General features: G+C 71.7%; 17 protein-coding genes. 6 read left to right on the top strand and 11 right to left on the bottom strand.

The window, feature by feature from the left end:
- Positions 1-49: 49 nt before the first annotated feature.
- A complete protein-coding gene (locus tag ACP7CD_RS09255) occupies positions 50-910 on the top strand; it encodes a hypothetical protein (RefSeq protein WP_141246772.1) in 861 nt (286 codons plus the stop codon).
- 67 nt (positions 911-977) lie between these two features.
- Here the strand turns inward: ACP7CD_RS09255 and ACP7CD_RS09250 are convergent, their stop codons facing one another.
- From ACP7CD_RS09250 to ACP7CD_RS09235, 4 genes are all read right to left on the bottom strand, one after another.
- Complete coding sequence (locus tag ACP7CD_RS09250; protein ID WP_017833551.1) at positions 978-1,823, bottom strand: IclR family transcriptional regulator; 846 nt, start codon at positions 1,821-1,823, stop codon at positions 978-980.
- 136 nt (positions 1,824-1,959) lie between these two features.
- A complete protein-coding gene (locus ACP7CD_RS09245) occupies positions 1,960-3,909 on the bottom strand; it encodes a BCCT family transporter (protein ID WP_017833550.1) in 1,950 nt (649 codons plus the stop codon).
- Positions 3,899-5,098, bottom strand: a complete 1,200-nt coding sequence (locus ACP7CD_RS09240) for an aromatic ring-hydroxylating oxygenase subunit alpha (protein ID WP_017833549.1) — start codon at positions 5,096-5,098, stop codon at positions 3,899-3,901. The genes ACP7CD_RS09245 and ACP7CD_RS09240 overlap by 11 nt, the downstream gene beginning before the upstream one ends.
- 77 nt (positions 5,099-5,175) lie before the next feature.
- Positions 5,176-6,366 carry an NAD(P)/FAD-dependent oxidoreductase gene (locus tag ACP7CD_RS09235; protein WP_095650218.1) on the bottom strand — a complete coding sequence of 397 codons (1,191 nt, stop codon included), beginning with the start codon at positions 6,364-6,366 and terminating at the stop codon, positions 5,176-5,178.
- A gap of 351 nt (positions 6,367-6,717) precedes the next feature.
- Between ACP7CD_RS09235 and ACP7CD_RS09230 the strand changes: the two genes are divergently transcribed.
- The 4 genes from ACP7CD_RS09230 to ACP7CD_RS09215 all read left to right on the top strand — a co-directional run bounded on the left by ACP7CD_RS09230 (position 6,718) and on the right by ACP7CD_RS09215 (position 11,571).
- The gene (locus tag ACP7CD_RS09230; protein ID WP_035923488.1) at positions 6,718-7,080 is read left to right on the top strand and encodes a bifunctional 3-phenylpropionate/cinnamic acid dioxygenase ferredoxin subunit; all 363 of its coding nucleotides are present in this window, start codon (positions 6,718-6,720) and stop codon (positions 7,078-7,080) included.
- Positions 7,081-7,128: 48 nt separating this feature from the next.
- The gene (locus ACP7CD_RS09225) at positions 7,129-9,597 is read left to right on the top strand and encodes a GcvT family protein (RefSeq protein WP_426120049.1); all 2,469 of its coding nucleotides are present in this window, start codon (positions 7,129-7,131) and stop codon (positions 9,595-9,597) included.
- Positions 9,598-9,730: 133 nt separating this feature from the next.
- Complete coding sequence (locus ACP7CD_RS09220) at positions 9,731-10,894, top strand: S-(hydroxymethyl)mycothiol dehydrogenase (RefSeq protein ID WP_035923485.1); 1,164 nt, start codon at positions 9,731-9,733, stop codon at positions 10,892-10,894.
- Positions 10,891-11,571: an MBL fold metallo-hydrolase gene (locus ACP7CD_RS09215; protein WP_109243192.1), complete on the top strand. Its 681-nt coding sequence runs from the start codon at positions 10,891-10,893 to the stop codon at positions 11,569-11,571. Before ACP7CD_RS09220 ends, ACP7CD_RS09215 begins: the two co-directional genes overlap by 4 nt.
- A 112-nt stretch (positions 11,572-11,683) precedes the next feature.
- Here the strand turns inward: ACP7CD_RS09215 and purU are convergent, their stop codons facing one another.
- From purU to glyA, 7 genes are read right to left on the bottom strand one after another with little or no spacing between them, the layout of a single operon-like run.
- Positions 11,684-12,571: a formyltetrahydrofolate deformylase gene (gene purU / locus ACP7CD_RS09210; RefSeq protein ID WP_031283052.1), complete on the bottom strand. Its 888-nt coding sequence runs from the start codon at positions 12,569-12,571 to the stop codon at positions 11,684-11,686.
- Positions 12,572-12,578: 7 nt separating this feature from the next.
- Complete coding sequence (locus tag ACP7CD_RS09205) at positions 12,579-13,982, bottom strand: L-serine ammonia-lyase (protein ID WP_035923483.1); 1,404 nt, start codon at positions 13,980-13,982, stop codon at positions 12,579-12,581.
- Positions 13,982-14,659 carry a sarcosine oxidase subunit gamma gene (locus tag ACP7CD_RS09200; protein WP_017833541.1) on the bottom strand — a complete coding sequence of 226 codons (678 nt, stop codon included), beginning with the start codon at positions 14,657-14,659 and terminating at the stop codon, positions 13,982-13,984. Before ACP7CD_RS09200 ends, ACP7CD_RS09205 begins: the two co-directional genes overlap by 1 nt.
- Positions 14,652-17,567 carry a sarcosine oxidase subunit alpha family protein gene (locus tag ACP7CD_RS09195; RefSeq protein WP_426120048.1) on the bottom strand — a complete coding sequence of 972 codons (2,916 nt, stop codon included), beginning with the start codon at positions 17,565-17,567 and terminating at the stop codon, positions 14,652-14,654. Before ACP7CD_RS09195 ends, ACP7CD_RS09200 begins: the two co-directional genes overlap by 8 nt.
- On the bottom strand, positions 17,564-17,851 hold the full coding sequence (locus ACP7CD_RS09190) for a sarcosine oxidase subunit delta (RefSeq protein WP_017833539.1): 288 nt from the start codon (positions 17,849-17,851) through the stop codon (positions 17,564-17,566). Before ACP7CD_RS09190 ends, ACP7CD_RS09195 begins: the two co-directional genes overlap by 4 nt.
- Before the next feature lie 14 nt (positions 17,852-17,865).
- A complete protein-coding gene (locus ACP7CD_RS09185; RefSeq protein WP_109221426.1) occupies positions 17,866-19,083 on the bottom strand; it encodes a sarcosine oxidase subunit beta family protein in 1,218 nt (405 codons plus the stop codon).
- The gene (gene glyA / locus ACP7CD_RS09180) at positions 19,083-20,393 is read right to left on the bottom strand and encodes a serine hydroxymethyltransferase (RefSeq protein ID WP_109243190.1); all 1,311 of its coding nucleotides are present in this window, start codon (positions 20,391-20,393) and stop codon (positions 19,083-19,085) included. Before glyA ends, ACP7CD_RS09185 begins: the two co-directional genes overlap by 1 nt.
- 151 nt (positions 20,394-20,544) lie before the next feature.
- Here glyA and ACP7CD_RS09175 point away from each other — a divergent pair, with 151 nt between their 5' ends.
- Positions 20,545-21,204 carry a GntR family transcriptional regulator gene (locus ACP7CD_RS09175; protein WP_109268379.1) on the top strand — a complete coding sequence of 220 codons (660 nt, stop codon included), beginning with the start codon at positions 20,545-20,547 and terminating at the stop codon, positions 21,202-21,204.
- Positions 21,205-21,446 lie beyond the last annotated feature (242 nt).

The raw sequence follows: 21,446 nt of genomic DNA, 5'->3' as shown, positions 1-21,446 counted from the left end.
CGGGCGCACGCCCGGGGCGCTGGTGCTCCGCGATCGGGGGGCCGTCCACATGTCACCGACCACGTCACGATCGACCCGGGCGCTGGGCGCGGCCGCCGCGGCCCTGCTCCTCCTGGCCTCCTGCGGCACCCCGTCCGGAGGGGACTCCTCCGCCGAGGGCACGAGCCCGGCCGCGTCGCCGGCCGCCACGGCGGCGGAGTCCCCGACGGCCACGGAACCAGCCACAGAACCAGCCACGGAGAGCCCGTCGCCGACCGCCGAGAACCCGACGGCCGGTCCGACGGAGGCCCCGACCAGCACGCCCACCGCGAGCCCGACGGCGAGTCCGACTGGGGCTCCCGCGGAGCTCGTGACCTACTCCGGCACGGCCGCGGACGCCGCCTTCGCCTTCGAGCTGCCCGCGACGTGGAGCGTGGACGGGGACTTCTCGGACGTCGGCGGCACGGTGACGGTGCTCGGGCCGGACGGTGCTCCCGTCGGCCACCTGTCGGTCCTCATCGCCTGGGGCGCCGAGTGCGGCCCCGACTGCTCGATGCCGCCGGTGGCCCACCTCGGGGACGTCCCGGGGAGCGTGCCGCTGTCCAGCAGCGGGGAGTTCGTGGTGCGCTCCGTGGCCATGGACCTGACGTCCTCGCCGGAGCTGCGCAACGCGTACGGCTGGCCGGACGCCGTGCGGCTCGTGACCTCGCTGACCGATGCGGACGCCCCTCCGCCCACCACGATGCTGCCGCACGTCCTGTACGGCCTGGGGCTGGTCGAGACCGGGGTGGTCGCGCCCAACGGCATCACCTACCGGACGGTGATCTTCAGCTCGGTCCACGACTTCCCCACGCTCGAGGCCGCCCGGGAGTACGCCGGATCGGAGCAGCACCGGCAGGTCGAGGCGATGATCGCCTCCTTCCGCGCCTGAGTGCTCGAGAGGCCGTCCCGGGCGCCGTGGACCACGTCGTGCCAGGGGCGAGGCGGCGCGGATGCTGCTACGCGGAGTCGTCGAGGGGGGCGTACCCCATGCGCCGGCTGACCCGCAGGCCGGCCTCCTTGAGGTCCTCGACCAGGTCGGCCATGTGCTGCTCCGTGAACCGGAACGCCGGTCCCGAGACGCTGATCGAGGCGATGACCGTGCCGAGATGGTCCCGCACGGGCACGGCGACGGAGTTCAGCCCGATCTCGAACTCCTCGCACACGGTGGCGTAGCCCCGGGCGACCACGTCGATCAGCTGTCGCTCCAGCTGCTCCCTCGACGTGATCGTGCGCGCGGTGAGGGCCGGCATGCCCTGGTCGCGGAGGACGTGGGCCCTCTCGTCGGACGGCAGCCCCGACAGCAGCACCTTCCCGCTGGCGGTGGCGTGCAGGGGGGTCAGGCTCCCGATCCAGTCGTGGGTCGCGACCGAGGAGGGGCCCATCTCCTGGTCCACGTTGACGGCGTGGCCCTCCCGCAGGACCGCCAGGTTGACCGTCTCGGAGTGGGTCCGGGCCAGGCCGCGGACCTCGTCGCGCGCCTCGGCCACCACGCTCAGCCGGCCGGGGATCGCGTGCGCCAGCCGAAGGATGCCGAACCCGAGCTGATACGGGCTGCCGTCGCTCGGGTGGTGCACCAGGCCCCGGGACTCCAGGGCGCCGAGCAGCCTCGACGCGGTGGACTTGTGCACGCCCAGCTCCGCGGCCACCTCGGTCACCGTGGAACCACCGGTCCGGGCGAGGACCTCGAGCACGGTGATGGCCCGGTCCACCGACTGCACACCCCCCGGGGTGACCCCGTCCGTGCCGGGCTGCTCCTTGGCGGCGTCGGGGGCGGTCGGGGGTCTGGGGCCGGGGGAGGACATGACTCCATGGTAGTCAATCGTCATTGTCGCGCTCCGTCCGCTCCGCCCGCTCCACCCCGGCTCGCCGGGGTGGAGCGGGCGGGGCGCGCGGTAACGTGCCGTGCGGGCCGGGCGCGTCCCGGACCGTCCCGCGGTGTCATGGGCGGGCCGCCTTCTTCTTCCGGACCTGGCCGTTCTCCTGGCCCTTCACCCGGGCGTAGATCGGCTGACCGGCGGCCGTGGCGTCCACGGCCTGGATCTGGCCCGTGGGCGGATCCGTGCTCTCCTGGGTGACCAGGGTGAACTTCTGGTGCCCGTACTCGTCCACGGCGGTGCGGATGGCGCGGCGCACCACGGAGTCGGACAGCCGCTGGCGCAGCCACATCGGGTCCGCGCGCAGGTCGCGGGTCAGGGCGATGCACAGGACGCACATCACGAGGACGAACGGCAGCGCGGCAACGATGGTGAGCCGCTGCAGACCCCCCAGCGCCTCCGCGGGGGTGTCACCGCCGGCCAGGAGCATGACGGCCGCGACCCCGCCCATCAGCACGCCCCAGAAGATCACGACGGGCTTCGACGGCTCGAGACTGCCCCGGGAGCTGAGGGAGCCCATCACGATGGACGCCGAGTCGGCACCGGTGACGAAGAAGATGGCGGTGAGCACCATGGCCAGCACCGCCAGGCCGATGGTCAGCGCCTGCGGCGTGCCGAGGCTGTTGAACATGTCGTAGATCGCGCCGTCGAAGGAGATGGTGGGGACGCCGTCGACGACCGTGGCGATCCCGTCGCCGGGGTCGGGGGTCGCGTTCGCCGTCCGCTGGATGTGGATGGCGCTGCCGCCGAAGACGGCGAACCACAGCAGGGACACCAGGGAGGGCACCAGCAGCACGCCGGTGACGAACTGGCGGATGGTGCGACCGCGGCTGATGCGAGCGATGAACATGCCCACGAACGGCGTCCAGGAGATCCACCAGGCCCAGTAGAAGATCGTCCAGCTGGACAGCCACGCGCGCATGTCCTCGCCGCCGGAGGCCTCGGTGCGGGCGGCCATCTCCGGCAGCTGCTGGAGGTAGGAGCCGATCGCGTTGGGGATGAGGTTGAGGATGAACAGGGTGGGCCCCACGACGAAGACGATGAGGGCCATGACCACCGCGAGCACCATGTTGGTGTTGGCCAGGAACTGGATGCCGCGCTCGATGCCCGACACCGCCGAGGCCACGAAGCAGAACGTGAGCACCGCGATGATCAGCACGAGCATCGGGGTGGCCACCTCGCCCACCACGCCGTTGAACTGCAGGCCGCTGCCGATCTGGAGGGCGCCCAGCCCGAGCGAGGCCGCGGAGCCGAAGAGCGTGGCGAAGATGGCCAGGATGTTGATGATCTTGCCGCCGGCGCCGTCGACCGCCCGCCGCCCGAAGAGGGACACGAACGCCTCGGAGAGCAGGTTCTTGCGGCCCAGCCGGAAGGTGCCGTAGGCGATGGCGATGCCGAGCACCGCGTACATGGCCCAGGGGTGCAGCGTCCAGTGGAACAGCGACGTGGCCATGGCCGTCTCGACGGCTTCGGCCGTGCCGGCGTCGACCGTGGCCGGCGGCGGGGAGATGTAGTAGTAGAGGGGCTCGGCGACGCCGTAGAACATCAGGCCGATGCCCATGCCGCAGGCGAACATCATGGAGATCCACGAGACGGTCCTGAACTCGGGCCGTTCGCCGTCCTTGCCCAGCGGGATGTTGCCGAACCGGCCCAGGGCCAGCCACAGGACGTAGGCGACGAACAGGGAGGACAGCAGCACGAAGATCCACCCGGTGTTCTCCAGGACCCACCCGAGCGCCGCGGTCGAGACGGTGGACAGGTTCTCCGTGCCGACGAAGCCCCAGACCACGAAGGCGACGACCAGGGCGCCGGTCACACCGAAGATCACCTTGTCCAGGCCCCGGGGCTCTCCCTGGAGCGCGCTGCGCCGTTCCTGGACCCCCTCCCTGAGCTCGCCGAGGATCTGGGTCTCCTCGGCCTCCGCCTCGTGGAGGTGCGTCGTGTCGTCGACGGGACAGGCCGGCGGGGCCTCCGCGTCCGACGACGGAACCAGTGGTGGATTCTCAGTGCTCATCGTGATCCCCTCCCGGGAACAGGTGCTGCGGCCCGGTCCCGGAGGACCGGGGTGGCGCCGTCCCGACGACGTCGCCGACCTTGTCGGTGATCCAGTCGTGGAAGGCGCCGATGTGGTGCTCGGAGGGGACGAGGACCCCGCCCTTGGCGTAGATCTTGGAGTTCATGGCGGGCTGGCAGCGTTCGCAGGCGTCGAAGTCCTGCTGGTTGACGCGGTGGAAGAGCTCCACGGAGGTGGAGACGTCCTTGCCGGAGTCCACGACCGAGGGGAGGTAGAGCCAGTCGCACTCCACGACGGTGTGGTCCGGAGCCAGCGGGAACATGCGGTGGATGATGACGTGGTCGGGGACGAGGTTGACGAACACGGTGGGCTTGACGGTGATGGCGTAGTAGCGGCGGTCGTGGTCGTCGTCGACGCCGGGGAGCTTGTCGAGGCCCTCGGAGCCGTCGATGGTGAAGCCGCGCACGTCGTCGCCGAACTCGGCGCCGTGGCCGACGAAGTACTGGGCGGCGAGGCCGTCGGCGAACTCGGGCAGCACCTCCGTGAGCTCGGGGTGGATGGTGGCGCAGTGGTAGCACTCCATGAAGTTCTCGATGATGAGCTTCCAGTTGGCCTTCACGTCGTAGGTGATCCGCCGGCCCAGGGAGAGGTTGGCGATGTCGTAGCCCTCGATGGCCTGGGTGTCCCCGAGGCGCTCCTGGATGTCGCCCATGACGTCCTCCTCGAAGGACGGAGGGTTCTCGGCCAGGCAGACCCAGACGTAGCCGAGGTACTCGCGGACCGGGATGGTGACCAGGCCGTACTCCTGGCGGTCGATGTCGGGCATCTTGGTGAGGTTGGGGGCGGCGATGAGCTTGCCGTCGAAGTCGTAGGTCCAGGCGTGGTACGGGCACTGGAAGGAGCGCGCGGCTTCGCCGGCGTCCTCCATGCACAGCTTCACGCCGCGGTGGCGGCAGATGTTGTAGAACGCCCGGATGCCGTGCTTCCGGTTGCGGGTGATGATGATGGACTCCCGCCCGACCTGGACGGTGCGGAAGGCTCCGGGCTTGTCCAGGTCGGCGGCGCGCACGGCGCAGAACCACATCTGCTCGAAGATGCGCTCCTGCTCGGCGCGGAAGACTGCCTCGTCCACGTAGGTGGAGCCGGGCAGGGTGGAGATCAGGGACTCCGAGACAACGTTGATCGACAACACGAACTCCTGGGTTCGGACAGTGCGCAGAGCGCGGGGTGGGAGAGGGAGGAGGAGTGGCAGGGCTGCGTGGGCGGTCAGGCCGCGAGCGACTGGACCGCGGCGACGGCGAGCTTCTCGAGGGTCTTGCGCCAGCGGCAGAAGAGCCTCGTCTGGTTCCAGGCGAGCACGGCGACCGGCTCGTCCCCGGCGTAGTAGACGGCGAGCAGGGAGTCCTGGTCCGGGCCGCCGTGCTCGTAGGCCACGCGGTCGGCGCGGGAGGCGTCGCCGGCGAACTGCAGGCGGGTGCCGTACTGGTCGGACCAGAAGTAGGGGGGCTTGACGGCGGGCAGCCCGGCCGGGTCGGCGCCCAGCAGGGCGCCCACGGCCACCGCCGGGCGCTCGGCGGCCCCGGTCCAGTGCTCCACCCGGTGGTGGCGGCCGGTGCCCGGCTCCCACCACGCGGCGCAGTCGCCCACGGCGACGACTCCGGGGATGCTGGTGGCCCCGACGGCGTCGCACAGCACGCCGTTGCCCAGCTCGATCCCGGAGCCCTCCAGCCAGGCGGTGTTCGGCGCCGCGCCGATGCCCACGACCACCACGTCGGCGGGCAGCACCCGGCCGCCGGCCAGGCGCACCGCGCTGACCGACCCGCCGGTGAACTCGAACTCCTCGATGTCGACGCCGCAGATCAGCTCCACGCCGGCGCGTTCGTGCAGCCCGGCGACCACCCCGCCCAGCTCGGTGCCCAGCGGGCCGCACAGGGGGGTGGGGGACTTCTCCAGCACCGTGACGTCCAGACCGAGGGCGTGGGCGGTGGAGGCGACCTCCGCGCCGATGAAGCCGGCGCCCACGACCACGAGCCGCCGCCCGGCAGCCAGCAGCCCGCGGAGCCTCTGCGCGTCGGCGACGGTGCGCAGGCTCACCACGTTCGCGCTCCCGGCGAGCTGCGGCAGCGACCGGGGCGAGGCCCCGGTGGCGATCACCAGGCCGTCGGCGCGCACCGACCGCCCGTCCTCCAGGTGCACCAGGCGGGTGGTCGCGTCGAAGGACACCGCCCGGGTCCCGAGGATCCACTCGGCCTCCAGGGCCTCGTCGTCGGTCTCCAGGGCCAGGTCCTCGAGCTCGATCCGGCCGGCGAGGAAGTCCTTGGACAGCGGTGGGCGGTCGTAGGGGCGCTGGGGATCATCACCGATGATCACCAGTCGTCCGGCGAACCCGAGGTTCCGGGCGGCCCGGGCGGCGGACAGGCCCGCCAGCGACGCTCCGACAATGACGAGGGACTCCATGAGGGACCCCTTTCAGATCTTCGTCCTGAATGACCCGGAGCAAGGGCGGGGAGGTCCGAGGTCCGGACGTCCTGTGCGCTTCGTGCAACACGGCTCACAATGTGAGAATCAGCGTGAACCTCGTCACCGGCCCCGTCAAGGGGTCCGGCGAATTCGACCCGGGGAATTTACATTGCGTCCCCGTGCGGCCCCGCGCGGGTTCCGGGTGGGCCCCGGCTCTTGACAGGGTTCGGTGGAAGTCCTCACGATGTTGCACATTGCAACACTTGTTGCTCATCGTGAGGCAGTGCGGTCGAGGTGGCAACGCTCGGCACAGCAGGCCCGAGCCACCTCAGGAAAGGATCCGCTCCGATGCACCAGGCCTGCCCCCTCAAGGACCTCGCCCCCGGTGACGCCCTGCGCCTCGACACCGTCCCGCCCATCGCCGTCTTCCACACGGAGGAGGGCGAGCTGTTCGCCATCGACGACACCTGCACCCACCAGGACGCCTCGCTCGCCGACGGCTGGGTGGAGGGGTGCGAGGTGGAGTGCCCGCTGCACGCGTCCAAGTTCGACCTGCGCACCGGCGCGGTGGACGCCCCTCCGGCCAAGCTGCCGGTGCGGGCCCACGAGGTGAGCGTCGTGGACGGCATCATCATGGTCGAGGAGTCGTCCGAGGCACCGAACCTGCCGCCCGGTCTCACCGTCAACGGCCACGAGTCCCGGCCGAGCTGAACCCGGCCGAGCCCCCGCACGACATCCGCAGGTCAGGAGAACCGCCCCATGAGCACCACCCCTCGCGTCGTCATCATCGGCGCCGGCATCGTCGGCACGAACCTCGCCGACGAGCTCGTCCAGCGCGGCTGGACGGACGTCACCGTCCTCGAGCAGGGTCCGCTGCCCCTTCCCGGGGGCTCGACGTCGCACGCGCCCGGACTCGTCTACCAGACGAACCCGTCACGGACGATGACCCACTTCGCGCGGTACACCGTCGAGAAGCTCGTCTCCCTGGGCTGCTTCAACCAGGTCGGCGGTCTCGAGGTGGCCACCACGCCGGCGCGGCTGGAGGAGCTCAAGCGCAAGGTGGGCTACGCGGCCTCCTGGGGGATCGAGGGCCGGCTGCTCACCCCCGAGGAGGTGCTCGCGCAGCATCCCCTGGTCAATCCCGAGATGGTGCTGGGCGGCTACCACGTGCCGACGGACGGGCTCGCCCTGGCGGCCAAGGCGGTGCAGGTGCTCATCGAGCGCACCACGCGCGCCGGCGTGACCTACTGCGCCGAGACGATCGTCACCGGCATCGAGCGCTCGAACGGCCGCGTGACCGGCGTGACCACGTCCGACGGAACCGTGCCGGCGGACATCGTCGTCTCCTGCGCCGGATTCTGGGGACCCGCGATCGGCGAGATGGCCGGCATGCCGTGCCCCCTCCAGCCGCTGGCCCACCAGTACGTCTTCACCTCCGCGGTCCCGGAGCTGGTCGGCAAGCACGACGCCCCGAACGGCGCGACCCTGCCGATCCTCCGGCACCAGGACGCGGACCTCTACTACCGGGAGTGGGGGGACCGGATCGGCATCGGCTCCTACGCCCACCGCCCGATCCCGGTGGACCTCGCCGACCTGCCGCACTACGCGCCCCGCGACATCGCCCACGACCGGATGCCCTCCCGCCTGGACTTCACGCCCGAGGACTTCACCGAGCAGTGGGCCGAGAGCCGGCGCTTCCTGCCGAGCCTGCGCGGCAGCGAGGTGGCCGAGGGCTTCAACGGCATCTTCTCCTTCACCCCGGACGGGGGCCCGCTCATCGGTGAGTCCCCGGACCTCGCCGGGTTCTGGGTGGCGGAGGCCGTGTGGGTCACGCACTCCTCGGGTGTGGCCAAGGCCATGGCCGAACTGCTGGTGGACGGCGCTCCGGAGACGGACCTGCACGGCTGCGAGGCCACCCGGTTCGACGACGTGCAGCTCTCCCCGGAGTACGTCGAGGAGACGGGCAAGCAGAACTTCGTGGAGATCTACGACGTCCTCCACCCCCTCCAGCCCCGGGAGTCGCCGCGCAACCTGCGGGTCAGCCCCTTCTATCCCCGGGAGCTGGAGCTCGGCGCGTTCTTCCTGGAGAGCCACGGGTGGGAGCGCCCGCACTGGTACGAGTCCAACGCCGCGCTCCTGGAGCAGCTGCCCGAGGAGTGGCGCGAGCCGGAGCGCGAGCCGTGGGCGGCCCGGTTCCACTCGCCGATCGCGGCGGTCGAGGCCTGGAAGACCCGCACCGCCGTGGCGATGTACGACATGACCCCGCTCAAGCGCGTGACCGTCGAAGGTCCCGGGGCCGCCGCTCTGCTGCAGCGGCTCACCACCGGCAACGTCCTGCGCAAGCCGGGCGCCGTGACGTACTGCCTCCTGCTGGACGAGAAGGCCGGGATCCGCAGCGACATCACCGTGGCCCGGCTCGGCGAGAACCTGTTCCAGGCCGGCATCAACAGCAGCGTGGACGTGGCGTACCTGTCCGCCGAGGCCACCCGGCAGAGCGCCGCGGACCCCACGGCCTGGGCCCTGGCCCGGGACACCACCGCCGAGACCTGCTGCATCGGGCTGTGGGGGCCGAAGGCCCGGGAGGTCATGGCGAAGGTCTCCCGCGACGACCTGTCCAACGACGGCCTGAAGTACTTCCGCACCAAGCAGATCCGGGTGGGCGGCCTGCGGGTCACCGCGATGCGCCTCTCCTACGTGGGCGAGCTCGGTTGGGAGCTGTACACCACCGCGGACCAGGGACTGCGGCTGTGGGACCTGCTGCACGAGGCGGGCCAGGAGTTCGGCATCGTCCCCGCGGGGCGCGCCGCCTTCAACAGCCTGCGCGTGGAGAAGGGCTACCGGTCCTGGGGCACCGACATGACCACGGAGCACACCGCCCTGGAGGCGGGACTGGACTTCGCCGTCAAGAAGGACAAGGGCGAGTTCGTGGGGTCGGCGGCCGTGGCCTCCGACGGCCAGGTGCGGCGCCGGCTGCGCTGCCTGACGGTCGACGACGGCCGCTCCGTGGTGATGGGCAAGGAGCCCGTGTACGTGGACGGCGCCGCCGCCGGCTACGTCACCAGCGCCGTCTTCGGCCACACCGTGGGCCGCCCGGTCGCCTATGCCTGGCTCCCGCCGGAGCTCTCCGAGGGGGACGGCGTCGAGATCGAGTACCTCGGCGAGCGCGTCCCCGCCACGGTCAGCGCCGAGCCGCTCGTGGACCCCGGCATGGAGCGCATCCGCGGCTGAGGCCCCTGCCGTCGCGGCCGGGGCGTGCGCCGCTCCGGCCGCGGCTCTTCGTCCCGACCTCGGGACTTCCCAGTACGACTTCTGCGATCGAGCACCGTTACCGGTGCCGACGACGACGAAAGGCAGTTCCAGCATGCACAAGGTCAAGGGCGTGGTGTCCAAGGGCAAGAACCAGCCGGTCAGTGTGGAGACCATCCTGGTGCCGGACCCCGGACCGGGAGAGGTACTGGTGGACGTGCTCACCTGCGGGGTGTGCCAGACCGACCACCACTACGTCCAGGGCGGGGTGGGCGACGACTACCCGTTCCTGCTGGGCCACGAGTCCTCGGGCGTGGTGTCGGCGATCGGGGAGGGGGTGACGGAGGTCGCCGTGGGCGACCACGTGATCCTGAACTGGCGAGCGGTGTGCGGCGAGTGCCGGGCCTGCCGCAGGGGCGAGCCCTGGTACTGCTTCGCCACCCACAACGCCACCCAGAGGATGACGCTCGAGGACGGCACCCCGCTGACCCCGGCCCTGGGCATCGGGTCGTTCGCCGAGAAGACCCTCGTCGCCGCCGGGCAGTGCACGAGGATCGAGGCCGACCTCGAACCGCACCAGTACGCGGCCGTCGGGCTGCTCGGGTGCGGCGTGATGGCCGGCATCGGCGCGGTGCTCAACACCGGCGCCGTGAAGCGCGGGGAGTCCGTGGCCGTGATCGGCTGCGGTGGGGTCGGGGCGGCCGCGGTCGCCGGTGCCGCCCTGGCCGGGGCCACCACGATCGTGGCCGTGGACCTCGACGACGAGAAGCTGGCCACCGCGGAGCATTTCGGCGCCACCCACGTGGTCAACTCGAAGGAGCAGGACCCCGTGGCGGCGATCCGGGCGCTCACGGGCGGCAACGGCGCCGACCTGGTGATCGACGCCGTGGGCATCGCCCCCACCTTCAAGCAGGCGTTCGAGGCCCGTGACCTGGCCGGCCGGATGGTGCTGGTCGGGGTGCCCGCCCCCGGCACCACGTGGGAGATCCCGCTGGACGAGGTCTTCGGCCGCGGCGGGTCCATCAAGTCCGCCTGGTACGGCGACACCCTCCCCTCCAGGGACTTCCCGATGCTGGTGGACCAGTACCGGCTCGGCCGGCTGGACCTCGACGGGTTCGTCACCGAGCGCATCGGCCTGGACGACGTCGAGGAGGCCTTCGCGAAGATGAAGGCCGGCACCGTCCTGCGCTCCGTCGTGGAGCTGGACCGCTCGGCGACCGGCGCGGAGGAGCGTGGCCTGGAGACCGGCGTGACCGCCCCGGCCGGAGCGGCCCGATGACCGCGCGGCAGGATGTGGGGCAGCGCACGGACGCCACGGGCCGGGTCCGGGTGGAGCACCTGGTGACCTCGGGGACGTTCTCCCTGGACGGGGGCACCTGGGAGGTCGAGAACAACGTGTGGATCGTGGGCGACGACGAGCAGTGCGTGGTCATCGACCCGGCCCACGCCCCGCAGCAGGTCGTGAACGCCGTCGGCGGCCGGGCAGTGGTGGCCATCCTGCTCACCCACGGCCACGACGACCACATCCGCGCCGTCGTCGAGGTCGCCGAGCAGCTGCGGGCACCGGTGCACCTGCACCCGGACGACACGATGCTCTGGGAGCAGGTCCACCCCGCCCGCCGCTTCGACCGCATCATCCGCGACGGTGACGTCTACTCGGTGGGCGGGGTGCGCCTCACCGCGCTGCACACCCCGGGCCACTCGCCGGGCTCGGTGTGCTTCTGGGCGCCGGACCTGGGCGAGGGCGGAGTGCTGTTCTCCGGGGACACCCTCTTCCAGGGCGGTCCCGGCGCCACCGGCCGCTCGTACTCGGACTTCCCCACGATCGTCGACTCCATCCGGGACCGGCTGCTCACGCTGCCGGGGACCACGGAGGTGCTCACCGGCCACGGGGACACCACCACGATCGGCGCGGAGGCCCCCCACCTGCAGGAGTGGATCGACCGCGGCCACTGAGCCGGCAGGAGGCCGGCCCGGGTGACGTTCCGGAGCACGCACGACGTCCCGGAGCACCCACGACGGAGCGCCGCCCCCGGGATCCCCGGGGGCGGCGCTCCGTCGTGCGTGCTCAGCGCAGGACGACCGTGCGGTTGCCGTGCAGGATGACCCGGCCCTCGCAGTGCCACTTCACGGCGTTGGACAGGGCCTTGCACTCGGTGTCCCGCCCCGCGGCCACGAGGTCCTCCGGGCCGTAGGTGTGGTCCACGTCCACGAGCTGCTGCGCGATGATCGGGCCCTCGTCCAGCTCGGCGTTGACGTAGTGCGCCGTGGCGCCCACGGTCTTCACCCCGCGCTCGTAGGCCTGGTGGTACGGCTTGGCGCCCTTGAAGGACGGCAGGAACGAGTGGTGGATGTTGATCACCCGTCCCTCCATCCGGGTGGCCAGCGAGTCGCTGAGCACCTGCATGTAGCGGGCCAGGACCACGAGGTCCACCTCGAAGCGGTCCACGAGCTCCAGCAGCCGGGCCTCGGCCTCGGGCTTGGTGTCCCGGGTGACGGGCACGTGGAAGAACGGGATGCCGTGCCACTCGACGAGGCGCTGGTGGTCGCGGTGGTTGGAGACCACCGCGACGATGTCCACGGGCAGGTCCCCGGTCCGGGCGCGGAAGAGCAGGTCGTTGAGGCAGTGGCCGAACTTGGAGACCATCACCAGCACCCGCCGCTTCGCCCCGTGCTCGCTGAGCTCCCAGCGCATGTCGAACCGCTCGGCCACCGGGGCCAGGTCCGCCCGGAGGGCCTCGGGGTCGAGGCCGTCCTCCGTGGCGGAGGCGACGTGCACGCGCATGAAGAAGTGGCCCAGCCGCCGGTCGTCGAACTGGGTGAGCTCCACGATGTTGCACCCGTGCTCCAGGAGCACCCCGCTGACGGCGTGCACGATCCCCGGTCTCTCCGGGCAGTCGAGGGTCAGCACCAGCTCCGTCGTGGGTGGAGCGGTGGTGACGGCCTGCGGCTGCAGGCGCTGCTCAGCATTCGATGACGTTGACGGCCAGTCCACCACGGGAGGTCTCCTTGTACTTGATCTTCATGTCGTTGCCGGTCTCGCGCATGGTCTTGATGACCTGGTCGAGCGAGACCGTGTGCTCGCCGTCGCCCTGGAGGGCCAGGCGTGCGGCGTTGATGGCCTTGACGGAGGCGATCGCGTTGCGCTCGATGCACGGGATCTGCACGAGCCCGCCCACGGGGTCGCAGGTCAGCCCGAGGTTGTGCTCCATGCCGACCTCGGCGGCGTTCTCGACCTGCTCCGGCGTGCCGCCGAGGACCGCGCACAGGCCCGCGGCGGCCATGGAGCAGGCCGAGCCCACCTCGCCCTGGCAGCCCATCTCCGCGCCGGAGATGGAGGCGTTCTCCTTGATCAGGATGCCGACGGCCGCCGCCGTCAGCAGGAACTCCACCACGCCGTCCTCGTCCGCCCCGGCGACGAACCGGTCGTAGTAGTGCAGCACGGCGGGGATGATGCCCGCCGCCCCGTTGGTCGGGGCGGTGACGATCCGCCCGCCGGAGGCGTTCTCCTCGTTGACCGCCAGGGCGTAGAGGTTGATCCACTCCATGGCCTGCAGCGGATCGGACGCCGGCCGGACGGCGCACGCGTCGGCGGCCGCCTCGGCCTCGCGCAGCCGCGCCCGCAGGCCCGGCGCCCGGCGGCGGACCTTCAGCCCGCCGGGCAGCCGGGCCTCCGTGCGCGTGCACCCGTTCTCCACGCACTCCTGCATGACGGCCCAGAGGCGCAGCAGGCTCGAGCGGAGCTGCTCCTCGCTGCGCCAGGACAGCTCGTTGGCGAGCATGATCCCGGCGATCGAGGTCCCCTCCCGCCGGCAGTGCTCCAGGAGCTGCCGGCCGGTGGTGAACGGGTACGGCACCTCCGTGGTGTCCTGGACGATGCGGTCCTCCCCGGACACGTCCCCGTCCACCACGAACCCGCCGCCCACCGAGTAGTAGGTCCGCTCCCGCACCGGCTCGCCGTCCGCCCCGAAGGCTGCGAACGTCATGCCGTTGGGGTGCGCGGGCAGCGACCTGCGCCGGTGCATGACGACGTCCTCGGCGCGGTCGAAGGGGATCGGCCGGACCCCCGCCAGGCACAGCTGCCCGCGCTCCGTGCTCGTCCGCACCCGGTCGTCCGCCGTGTCGGTGTCCACGGTCTCCGGGTCCTCGCCCTGTAGCCCCAGGATCACGGCCTTGTCCGAGCCGTGCCCGTGACCGGTGGCGCCGAGCGAGCCGAACAGCTCGGCCCGGACCCTGGCGACTCCCTCGAGGAGACCGGCCCCGGCCAGCCCGTCCGCGAACAGCCGGGCGGCCCGCATGGGGCCCACCGTGTGGGACGAGGAGGGGCCGATGCCGACGGAGAACAGGTCCAGGGCGGACAGCGCCATCAGGGCACCTCGGGAGAGGCGAACTCCGTCATGCCGTCCAGCAGCCACCGGGCGGTGTACTCGGCGAAGGAGGCCCGCGGCATGATCCGCCACGTCAGCTCCTCCGTGCGCCACAGCAGCACCTGCACCGGGCCCAGGGTCGTGGCCACGGCGGTGCCGACCGCGAAGGCCCGCGGGTGCAGGTCCAGGTGGCAGCTCTTCTCGAGCACCGCGCGGGCCGAGGGCCCGGACAGCTCGAGGGTGGTGCGGTTGGCGGACAGGTCCACGGCCTGCCCGGGCTCGGTGCCGAGGGCCCCGGCCAGCCCGGCGGCGGTGCCGGCGTCGTCGGTGCCCGCCGCTCGGAGGTCGCTCCCCGCAGGGCCGATCTCCGCGGGCCCCACGCCCTCGGGGCCGACGAGCAGGAACTCGTCGGGCCCGATCCACAGGATCGCCGTGGCCCCGGCGGTGCCGGTGACCCGGCCGTGGCCGGTCGGCAGGGGCATCCCGGCCGCGGCGGCGACCGCCTCGGCGGCCGGAGTGCCGGGCGCCACCCGGATCCCGACCATGGTCAGGAACGGGATCTCGCGCAGGGCCACGCCCCGCTCGCCCGTCACGGTCTGCTCGTGCATCTGCTGCGCGAGGTGGGCGAGGGGACTGCGGCGCAGGGCGGTGGTGTCGGTCAGGAGCTGCTCAGCCATCACGGCGGTTCCCTTCGGGGTCGTAGAGCACGGGTTCTGCGATGACGACGTCCACGAGCCGCCCGTCGAGCGGGGCCTGGAGCGTCTCACCGATGCGGTTGCGGCCGTTCTCCACCAGGGCGAGCCCGAAGGTCCGGTCCAGGGCGGCGCTGCGGTAGCTGGAGGTGACGTGGCCGACCATGGGCACGGGGGCAACCTCCGGGGTGATGGGCGTGCCGTGGTCCACCAGCTGGGCGCCCTCCGGCAGCCGGAACGTCCGGTCCACCGGCAGGACCGCGACCAGCTGCTTGCGGTCCGGGCTGGTGGCGGACGGGCGGTCGTAGGAGCGCCTGCCGATGAAGTCCTTGGTCTTGGACACCACCCACTCCATCCCCAGGTCCTGCGGGGTGACCGTGCCGTCGGTGTCCTGGCCCACGATGGGGAAGGCCTTCTCCGCGCGCAGCACGTGCATGGTCTCGGTGCCGTAGGGGGTGATGCCGTACTCGGCGCCGGCCTCCGCGACGGACTCCCAGACCGACAGGCCGTACCAGGAGGAGACGTTGATCTCGAAGGCCAGCTCCCCGGAGAAGGAGATCCGGCAGATCCGTGCGGGCACCCCGGAGGCCAGGACGGTCTCGCGGAAGGCCATGAACGGGAACGCCTCGTTGGACAGGTCCAGCTCGGGGGCGAGCTTCTCGACGACGGCCCGGGACTTCGGGCCCACGACGGCGACGGTGGTGTACTGCTCCGTGACCGAGGTGAAGGTGACGTCGAGCTCCGGCCACTCGGTCTGGGACCACTCCTCGAGCCAGTCCAGGACCTTGGCCGCGCCACCGGTGGTGGTGGTCATGAAGTACCGGTCCTCGTCCAGGCGCAGGGTCACGCCGTCGTCGAAGACCATCCCGTCGGGGGTGCACATGACCCCGTACCGGCCCATGCCGGGCTTGAGCTTCTTGAAGGCGTTGGTGTAGACGCGGTTGAGGAACTCCCCGGCGTCCTTGCCCCGGATCTCGATCTTGCCCAGGGTGGTGGCGTCCATGAACCCCACGGACCCGCGCACGGCCGCGCACTCGCGCAGCACCGCCGTGTCCATGTCCTCCCCGGCCTGCGGGTAGTACCAGGGCCGCTTCCACTGCCCGACGTCCTCGAACAGGGCCCCGTGGGCCACGTGCCAGGGGTGGACCGAGGTCAGCCGCGCCGGGTCGAACAGGTGGCCGAGCCGTCGTCCGGCCAGGGCCGTGAAGGCCACCGGGGTGTAGGGGGCGCGGTAGGTGGTGGTGCCGATCCCGCCGACGTCGGTGCTGTTCAGCGCCGCGGCGATGACGCCGATGGCGTTGACCCCGGAGGTCTTGCCCTGGTCGTTGGCGGTCGAGATGGAGGTGTAGCGCTTGACGTGCTCCACGGACCGCATGCCGGCGCCGGTGGAGCGCAGCACGTCCGCGACCGTCTGGTCGCGCTGGAAGTCGACGAAGTGGCGGCTCCAGCCGGCGGACGCGCCCTCGGGCCCGGGCACCAGCCACAGCGGGCGGACGGGCGAGGACTCGACGCTCTCCGCGTGCGGGGTCTCGGGCTGGGTCTCGAAGCCGGCCCGGCCGGCGGCCTCGGCCCCGGCGAGGGCCCCCTCGGTGAGGCACCACGCCAGGTCGGTGGTGCCGTTGACCGAGCCCGCGGTGTGCTGGTCCCGCACGGGGGCGCCCGGCACGAACGCCGCGAGGCGCTCGTCCCAGGTCAGCTTGCCCTGCCGCTGGCTGTGCAGGTGGACCACCGGGGTCCACCCGCCCGAGACGGCGAGCAGATCCGTGTCCACGGTGGTGGTGGGGCCGGTCAGCGCGCCGGAGCCGTCGATCCCGCCGATCGTCACGGCGCTGATCCGCCCGTGCTCGCCGTCGCCGGCGGTGTCCACCACGGCGCTGCCGGTGATCAGGCGAACCCCGGTGGCGGCGGCGATGTCGGCGGCCCGGCCGTGGAGCTCCGGACGGGAGTCGACCACGGCCGCGACACGGACCCCGGCGGCGGCGAGGTCGGCCACGAGGTCGTAGGCGGAGTCGTTCGTGGTGGCCACGACCACCGACGTGCCGGCGGCGACGGCGTAGCGGTTGAGGTAGGTGCGCACCGATCCGGCGAGCATGATGCCGGGGCGGTCGTTGTTGGCGAAGACGACCGGCCGCTCGTGCGCGCCGGTGGCGAGCACGATCTGCTGCGCCCGCACGTGCCAGATCCGCTCCCGCGACACGCCGGGACCCGGGGCCTCGGCGAGGTGGCCGGTGCGCCGCTGGACGGCGACGACGTAGTTGGCGTCGTAGTTGCCGAACGCCGTGGTGCGGTGCAGGACAGTGACCTCGGGCCCGGCCTCCAGGGCGGTGAGGGTGCGGGCGACCCAGTCGCGGGCGGGCAGGCCGTCGACGACGTCGTCGCGGCCCGACAGCAGGGAGCCTCCGGCCTCCGGCTGCTCGTCCATGAGGATGACCCGGGCCCCTGACTTCGCGGCCTCCCGGGCCGCGGCCAGCCCGGCGGGGCCGGCGCCGACGACGAGGACGTCGGTGTGCACGTGCTTGTGGTCGTAGACGGCCTCGTCCTTGCGGGGGTCGAGCTGTCCGAGACCGCGCAGGTAGGACGCCTGCAGACCGTCGGTCAGCTCGACCGTGGTGGCCGGGAGCATGGACTCGTCGACGTCGGCCTCCGTGCGCGCGGCGACCTTGACCAGCGCGTTGGGCTCCTCCACCCCGGCGGACACGATCCCGCGCGGACGGCCCAGGTACATCGAGTCGCCGCAGTGGATGCGCCCGGCGGCGAGCAGGGCCGAGGCCAGGGTGTCGCCGGCGTACCCGGTGTGCTCCTGCCCGTCGACGGTGAAGCGCACCGGCGTGGTGCGGTCGATGCTGCCGGGCGCACTCTGCTGCGCCGGCAGGCGGTGGGTCTGCGCGCTCACTTGACGCCTCCGATCTCGGGCTTGGGCTCGTCGATCCTGTAGACGGCCTTGATGTCGTAGGTCACGGTGTCGCGGACGACGTTGAACCAGCGGCGGCAGCCGACGGCGTGGGCCCACCGTTCCGCGATCAGACCCTTGGGGTTGTTGCGGTAGAAGAGGTACTCCGCCCACTCCTTGTCGGAGAGCCGGCTGGGGTCCTCGGGGTAGGGCACGTGCGCCTCCCCGCCGTACTGGTACTCGGTCTCGTCGCGCGGCCCGCAGTTGGGGCACTCGATCAGCAGCATGGTGTTCCGGCCTCCTAGTGGGCCACGGCGGCGGCGCCGTGCTCGTCGATGAGGACCCCGGTCTCGAACCGCTCCAGGGCGAAGGGCTCGTTGAGGGGGTGGGGCTCGTCGTGGGCGATGGTGTGGGCGAAGGAGTAGCCGGCGCCGGGGGTTCCCTTGAACCCGCCGGTCCCCCAGCCGCAGTTGACGTACATCTGGTCCACGGGCGTCTTGGAGACGATCGGGGAGGCGTCCAGGGTGACGTCGACGATGCCGCCCCACGTGCGCAGGACGTGGGCGCGGGCGAAGATCGGGAAGAGCTCCACCGCTGCCGCCATCTGCTCCTCGATGACGTGGAAGGCGCCGCGCTGGCCGTAGCCGTTGTAGGCGTCCACGCCGGCGCCCATGACCAGCTCGCCCTTGTGGGCCTGGGAGACGTAGACGTGCACGTGGTTGGACATCACCACGGTCGGGTGCACGGGCTCGTGCAGCTCCGAGACCAGGGCCTGCAGCGGGTGGGACTGGATCGGCAGCCGGAACCCGGCGAGCTCCGCCAGGACCGAGGAGTGCCCGGCCCCGCAGAGCCCGACCTTGCCGGCGTTGATCCGCCCGCGGGACGTCTCCACGGCCACCACCCGGTCGCCGTCCTTGACGAAGCCGGTGACCTCGCAGTTCTGGATGATGTCCACGCCCATCTCGTCGCACTTGCGGGCGAAGGCCCAGGCCACGTGGTCGTGCTTGGCGATGCCCGCGCGCGGCTGGTAGGTCGCCCCCATCACCGGGTAGCGGATGTCGTCCCCGATGTTGATGATCGGGCACAGCTCCTTGACCTGCTCCGGGCTGATCCACTCCGCGTCGATGCCGTTGAGCTTGTTCGCGTTGACCCGGCGCATCGACTCGCGGACGTCCCCCAGGGTGTGCGCCAGGTTCATCACGCCGCGCTGGGAGAACAGGAAGTCGTACTCCAGCTCCTCGGGCAGGATCTCCCAGAGCTTCAGGGAGTGCTCGTACATCGCCGCGGACTCGTCCCACAGGTAGTTGGAGCGGATGATCGTGGTGTTGCGGGCCATGTTCCCGCCGGCCAGCCAGCCCCGCTCCAGCACGGCGATGTTGGTCATGCCGTGGTTCTTGGCCAGGTAGTAGGCGGTCGCCAGCCCGTGTCCGCCGCCGCCGACGATCACGGCGTCGTAGGAGGACTTCGGGTCCGGGTTGCGCCACAGGAAGTCCGGGTGCTCCGGCAGCAGGTCGGCCATCAGAAGGCTCCGTTCAGGGCGGGGGCGGACAGGTTCGGGTAGAGCGGGAACCGCTCGGCCAGGGCGGTCACGCGATCGCGCAGCTGCTCGACGAGCTCGTCGGTCAGCTCCTGGATCAGCGCCTGGGCGATGATGTCGGCCACCTCCGTGAACTCCTCGGCCCCGAAGCCGCGGGTGGCCAGGGCCGGGGTGCCGATCCGCAGACCGGAGGAGACCATCGGCGGGCGGGGGTCGAAGGGCACGGCGTTGCGGTTGACCGTGATCCCGATGCGGTGCAGCCGGTCCTCGCCCTGCTGTCCGTCGAGCTCGGAGTTCCGCAGGTCCACCAGCACCAGGTGCACGTCGGTGCCGCCGCTGACCAGGTTGATCCCGGTGGCCATGACGTCCGGGGACAGCAGCCGGGTGGCCAGGATCTTCGCGCCCTCCAGGGTGCGCACCTGGCGGTCGGTGAACTCCTCGGCCGCGGCGTGCTTGAAGGCCACGGCCTTGGCGGCGATCACGTGCTCCAAGGGGCCGCCCTGCTGACCGGGGAAGACCGCGGAGTTGATCTTCTTCGCGTGCTCCTGCTTGCACAGGATCACCCCGCCGCGCGGGCCGCCGAGCGTCTTGTGCGTCGTGGAGGTCACCACGTCGGCGTGGGGCACCGGGTTGGGGTGCAGCCCGGCGGCGACGAGCCCGGCGAAGTGCGCCATGTCGACCATCAGGTACGCCCCGACCTCGTCGGCGATCGCGCGGAACGCGGCGAAGTCCAGCTGCCTCGTGTAGGCGGACCAGCCGGCGATGATGAGCTGCGGGCGGTGCTCGCGGGCGAGCCGGGCGACCTCGTCCATGTCGACCCGGTGGTCGTCCTCGGAGACCCCGTAGGCGGCGACCTGGTAGAGCTTGCCGGAGAAGTTGAGCTTCATCCCGTGCGTCAGGTGCCCGCCGTGGGCGAGGTCCAGACCCAGGATGGTGTCGCCGGGCTGGAGCAGCGCGGACATGGCCGCGGCGTTGGCCTGCGCCCCGGAGTGCGGCTGGACGTTGGCGTGCTCGGCGCCGAACAGGGCCTTGAGGCGGTCGATCGCCAGCTGCTCGATCACGTCCACGTGCTCGCAGCCGCCGTAGTAGCGCCGGCCGGGGTAGCCCTCGGCGTACTTGTTCGTGAGCACCGAGCCCTGGGCCTCCATGACCGCCGCGGGCGCGAAGTTCTCGGAGGCGATCATCTCCAGCGTGGACTGCTGGCGCCGCAGCTCGGCGTCGACGGCCGCGGCGACCTCGGGGTCGCTCTCGGCCAGCGGCTGGTACAGGGAGTGGTCCTCGTGCACGGTCATGTGCCCTCCTGGGAAGTCTTCTGTGTGCAACTGATATATCAGTTGTTCAGGCCTAGTATGTGACGAGGGGCACGGCGGGTCAAGCATGACGTCCCGTCCCGTCGTCATCCGGCGCTCGGGCCCCGTCACACACGCCGCAGGAAGGGCCCGCATGCTGCAGCACACCGACGAGACCGCGGCGGGCGGCCGGTCCCTGGCCGACCAGGCCTTCCTCCGGCTGCAGGACCGGTTGATCCTGCTCGACATCCCGCCCGGCAGCCCGCTCAACGAGGCCCGCCTGAGCGAGGACCTGGGCGTGGGGCGCACTCCGCTGCGCGAGGCGCTCAAACGGCTGGAGTCCGAGCACCTCGTGGTGACCTATCCGCGCCGGGGGACGTTCGCGACCACGGTGGACATCACGGCCCTGTCCGAGATCTCCCAGGTGCGCGAGGTGCTGGAGCCGCTGGCGGCCCGTCTGGCCGCCGCGCGGCGCGGGGGTGCCGCCCGCGAACGGCTGGAGCGGCTGCGGGAGCAGCTCGAGGAGCCGGCCGCCGAGGACCGCGAGGACACCCTGCGCTGGGACGTGGCCATCCACCGGGCCGTGTACGCCGCCGCCGGCAACGCGCACCTGGAGACGACCCTGACGCGCTACGGCAACCTCGCCACCCGCATCTGGTGCGTGGCCGCCGACCGGATCCCGCAGCTGCAGGAGCACATCTCCGTGCACGCGGCCCTGCTCACCGCGGTGCTGGAGGGCAGGGGCGACGAGGCCGCCACGATCATGCTCGAGCACATCCGCGACTTCGAGGAGCAGGTGCGGCGGGTCCTCTGAGCGGCCAATTGTTGCGCTGATCACAACTTCGATGCGTCGCCGCCGCACCACGGGCGGCTGAATGTCTCCCTGTGTGACCGGGTTTAACCTCGCAGTAACACGAATTAACGCCACGGCCATTGACGGTGAGCTGGATCACTCCCTACATTGAGGCAACGCTGTTGCATTGAAAGCAACGCACTTGCGCCAAGAGGCACTCCTCTTCCCCGGCTCCCAGGCCGTTCGGCACGGATCCGTTCCGT

Source organism: Kocuria sp. LHG3120 (genome assembly GCF_049897445.1).
Taxonomy (GTDB): domain Bacteria; phylum Actinomycetota; class Actinomycetes; order Actinomycetales; family Micrococcaceae; genus Kocuria; species Kocuria rosea.
This window is presented reverse-complemented; position numbering and strand designations above follow the sequence as displayed.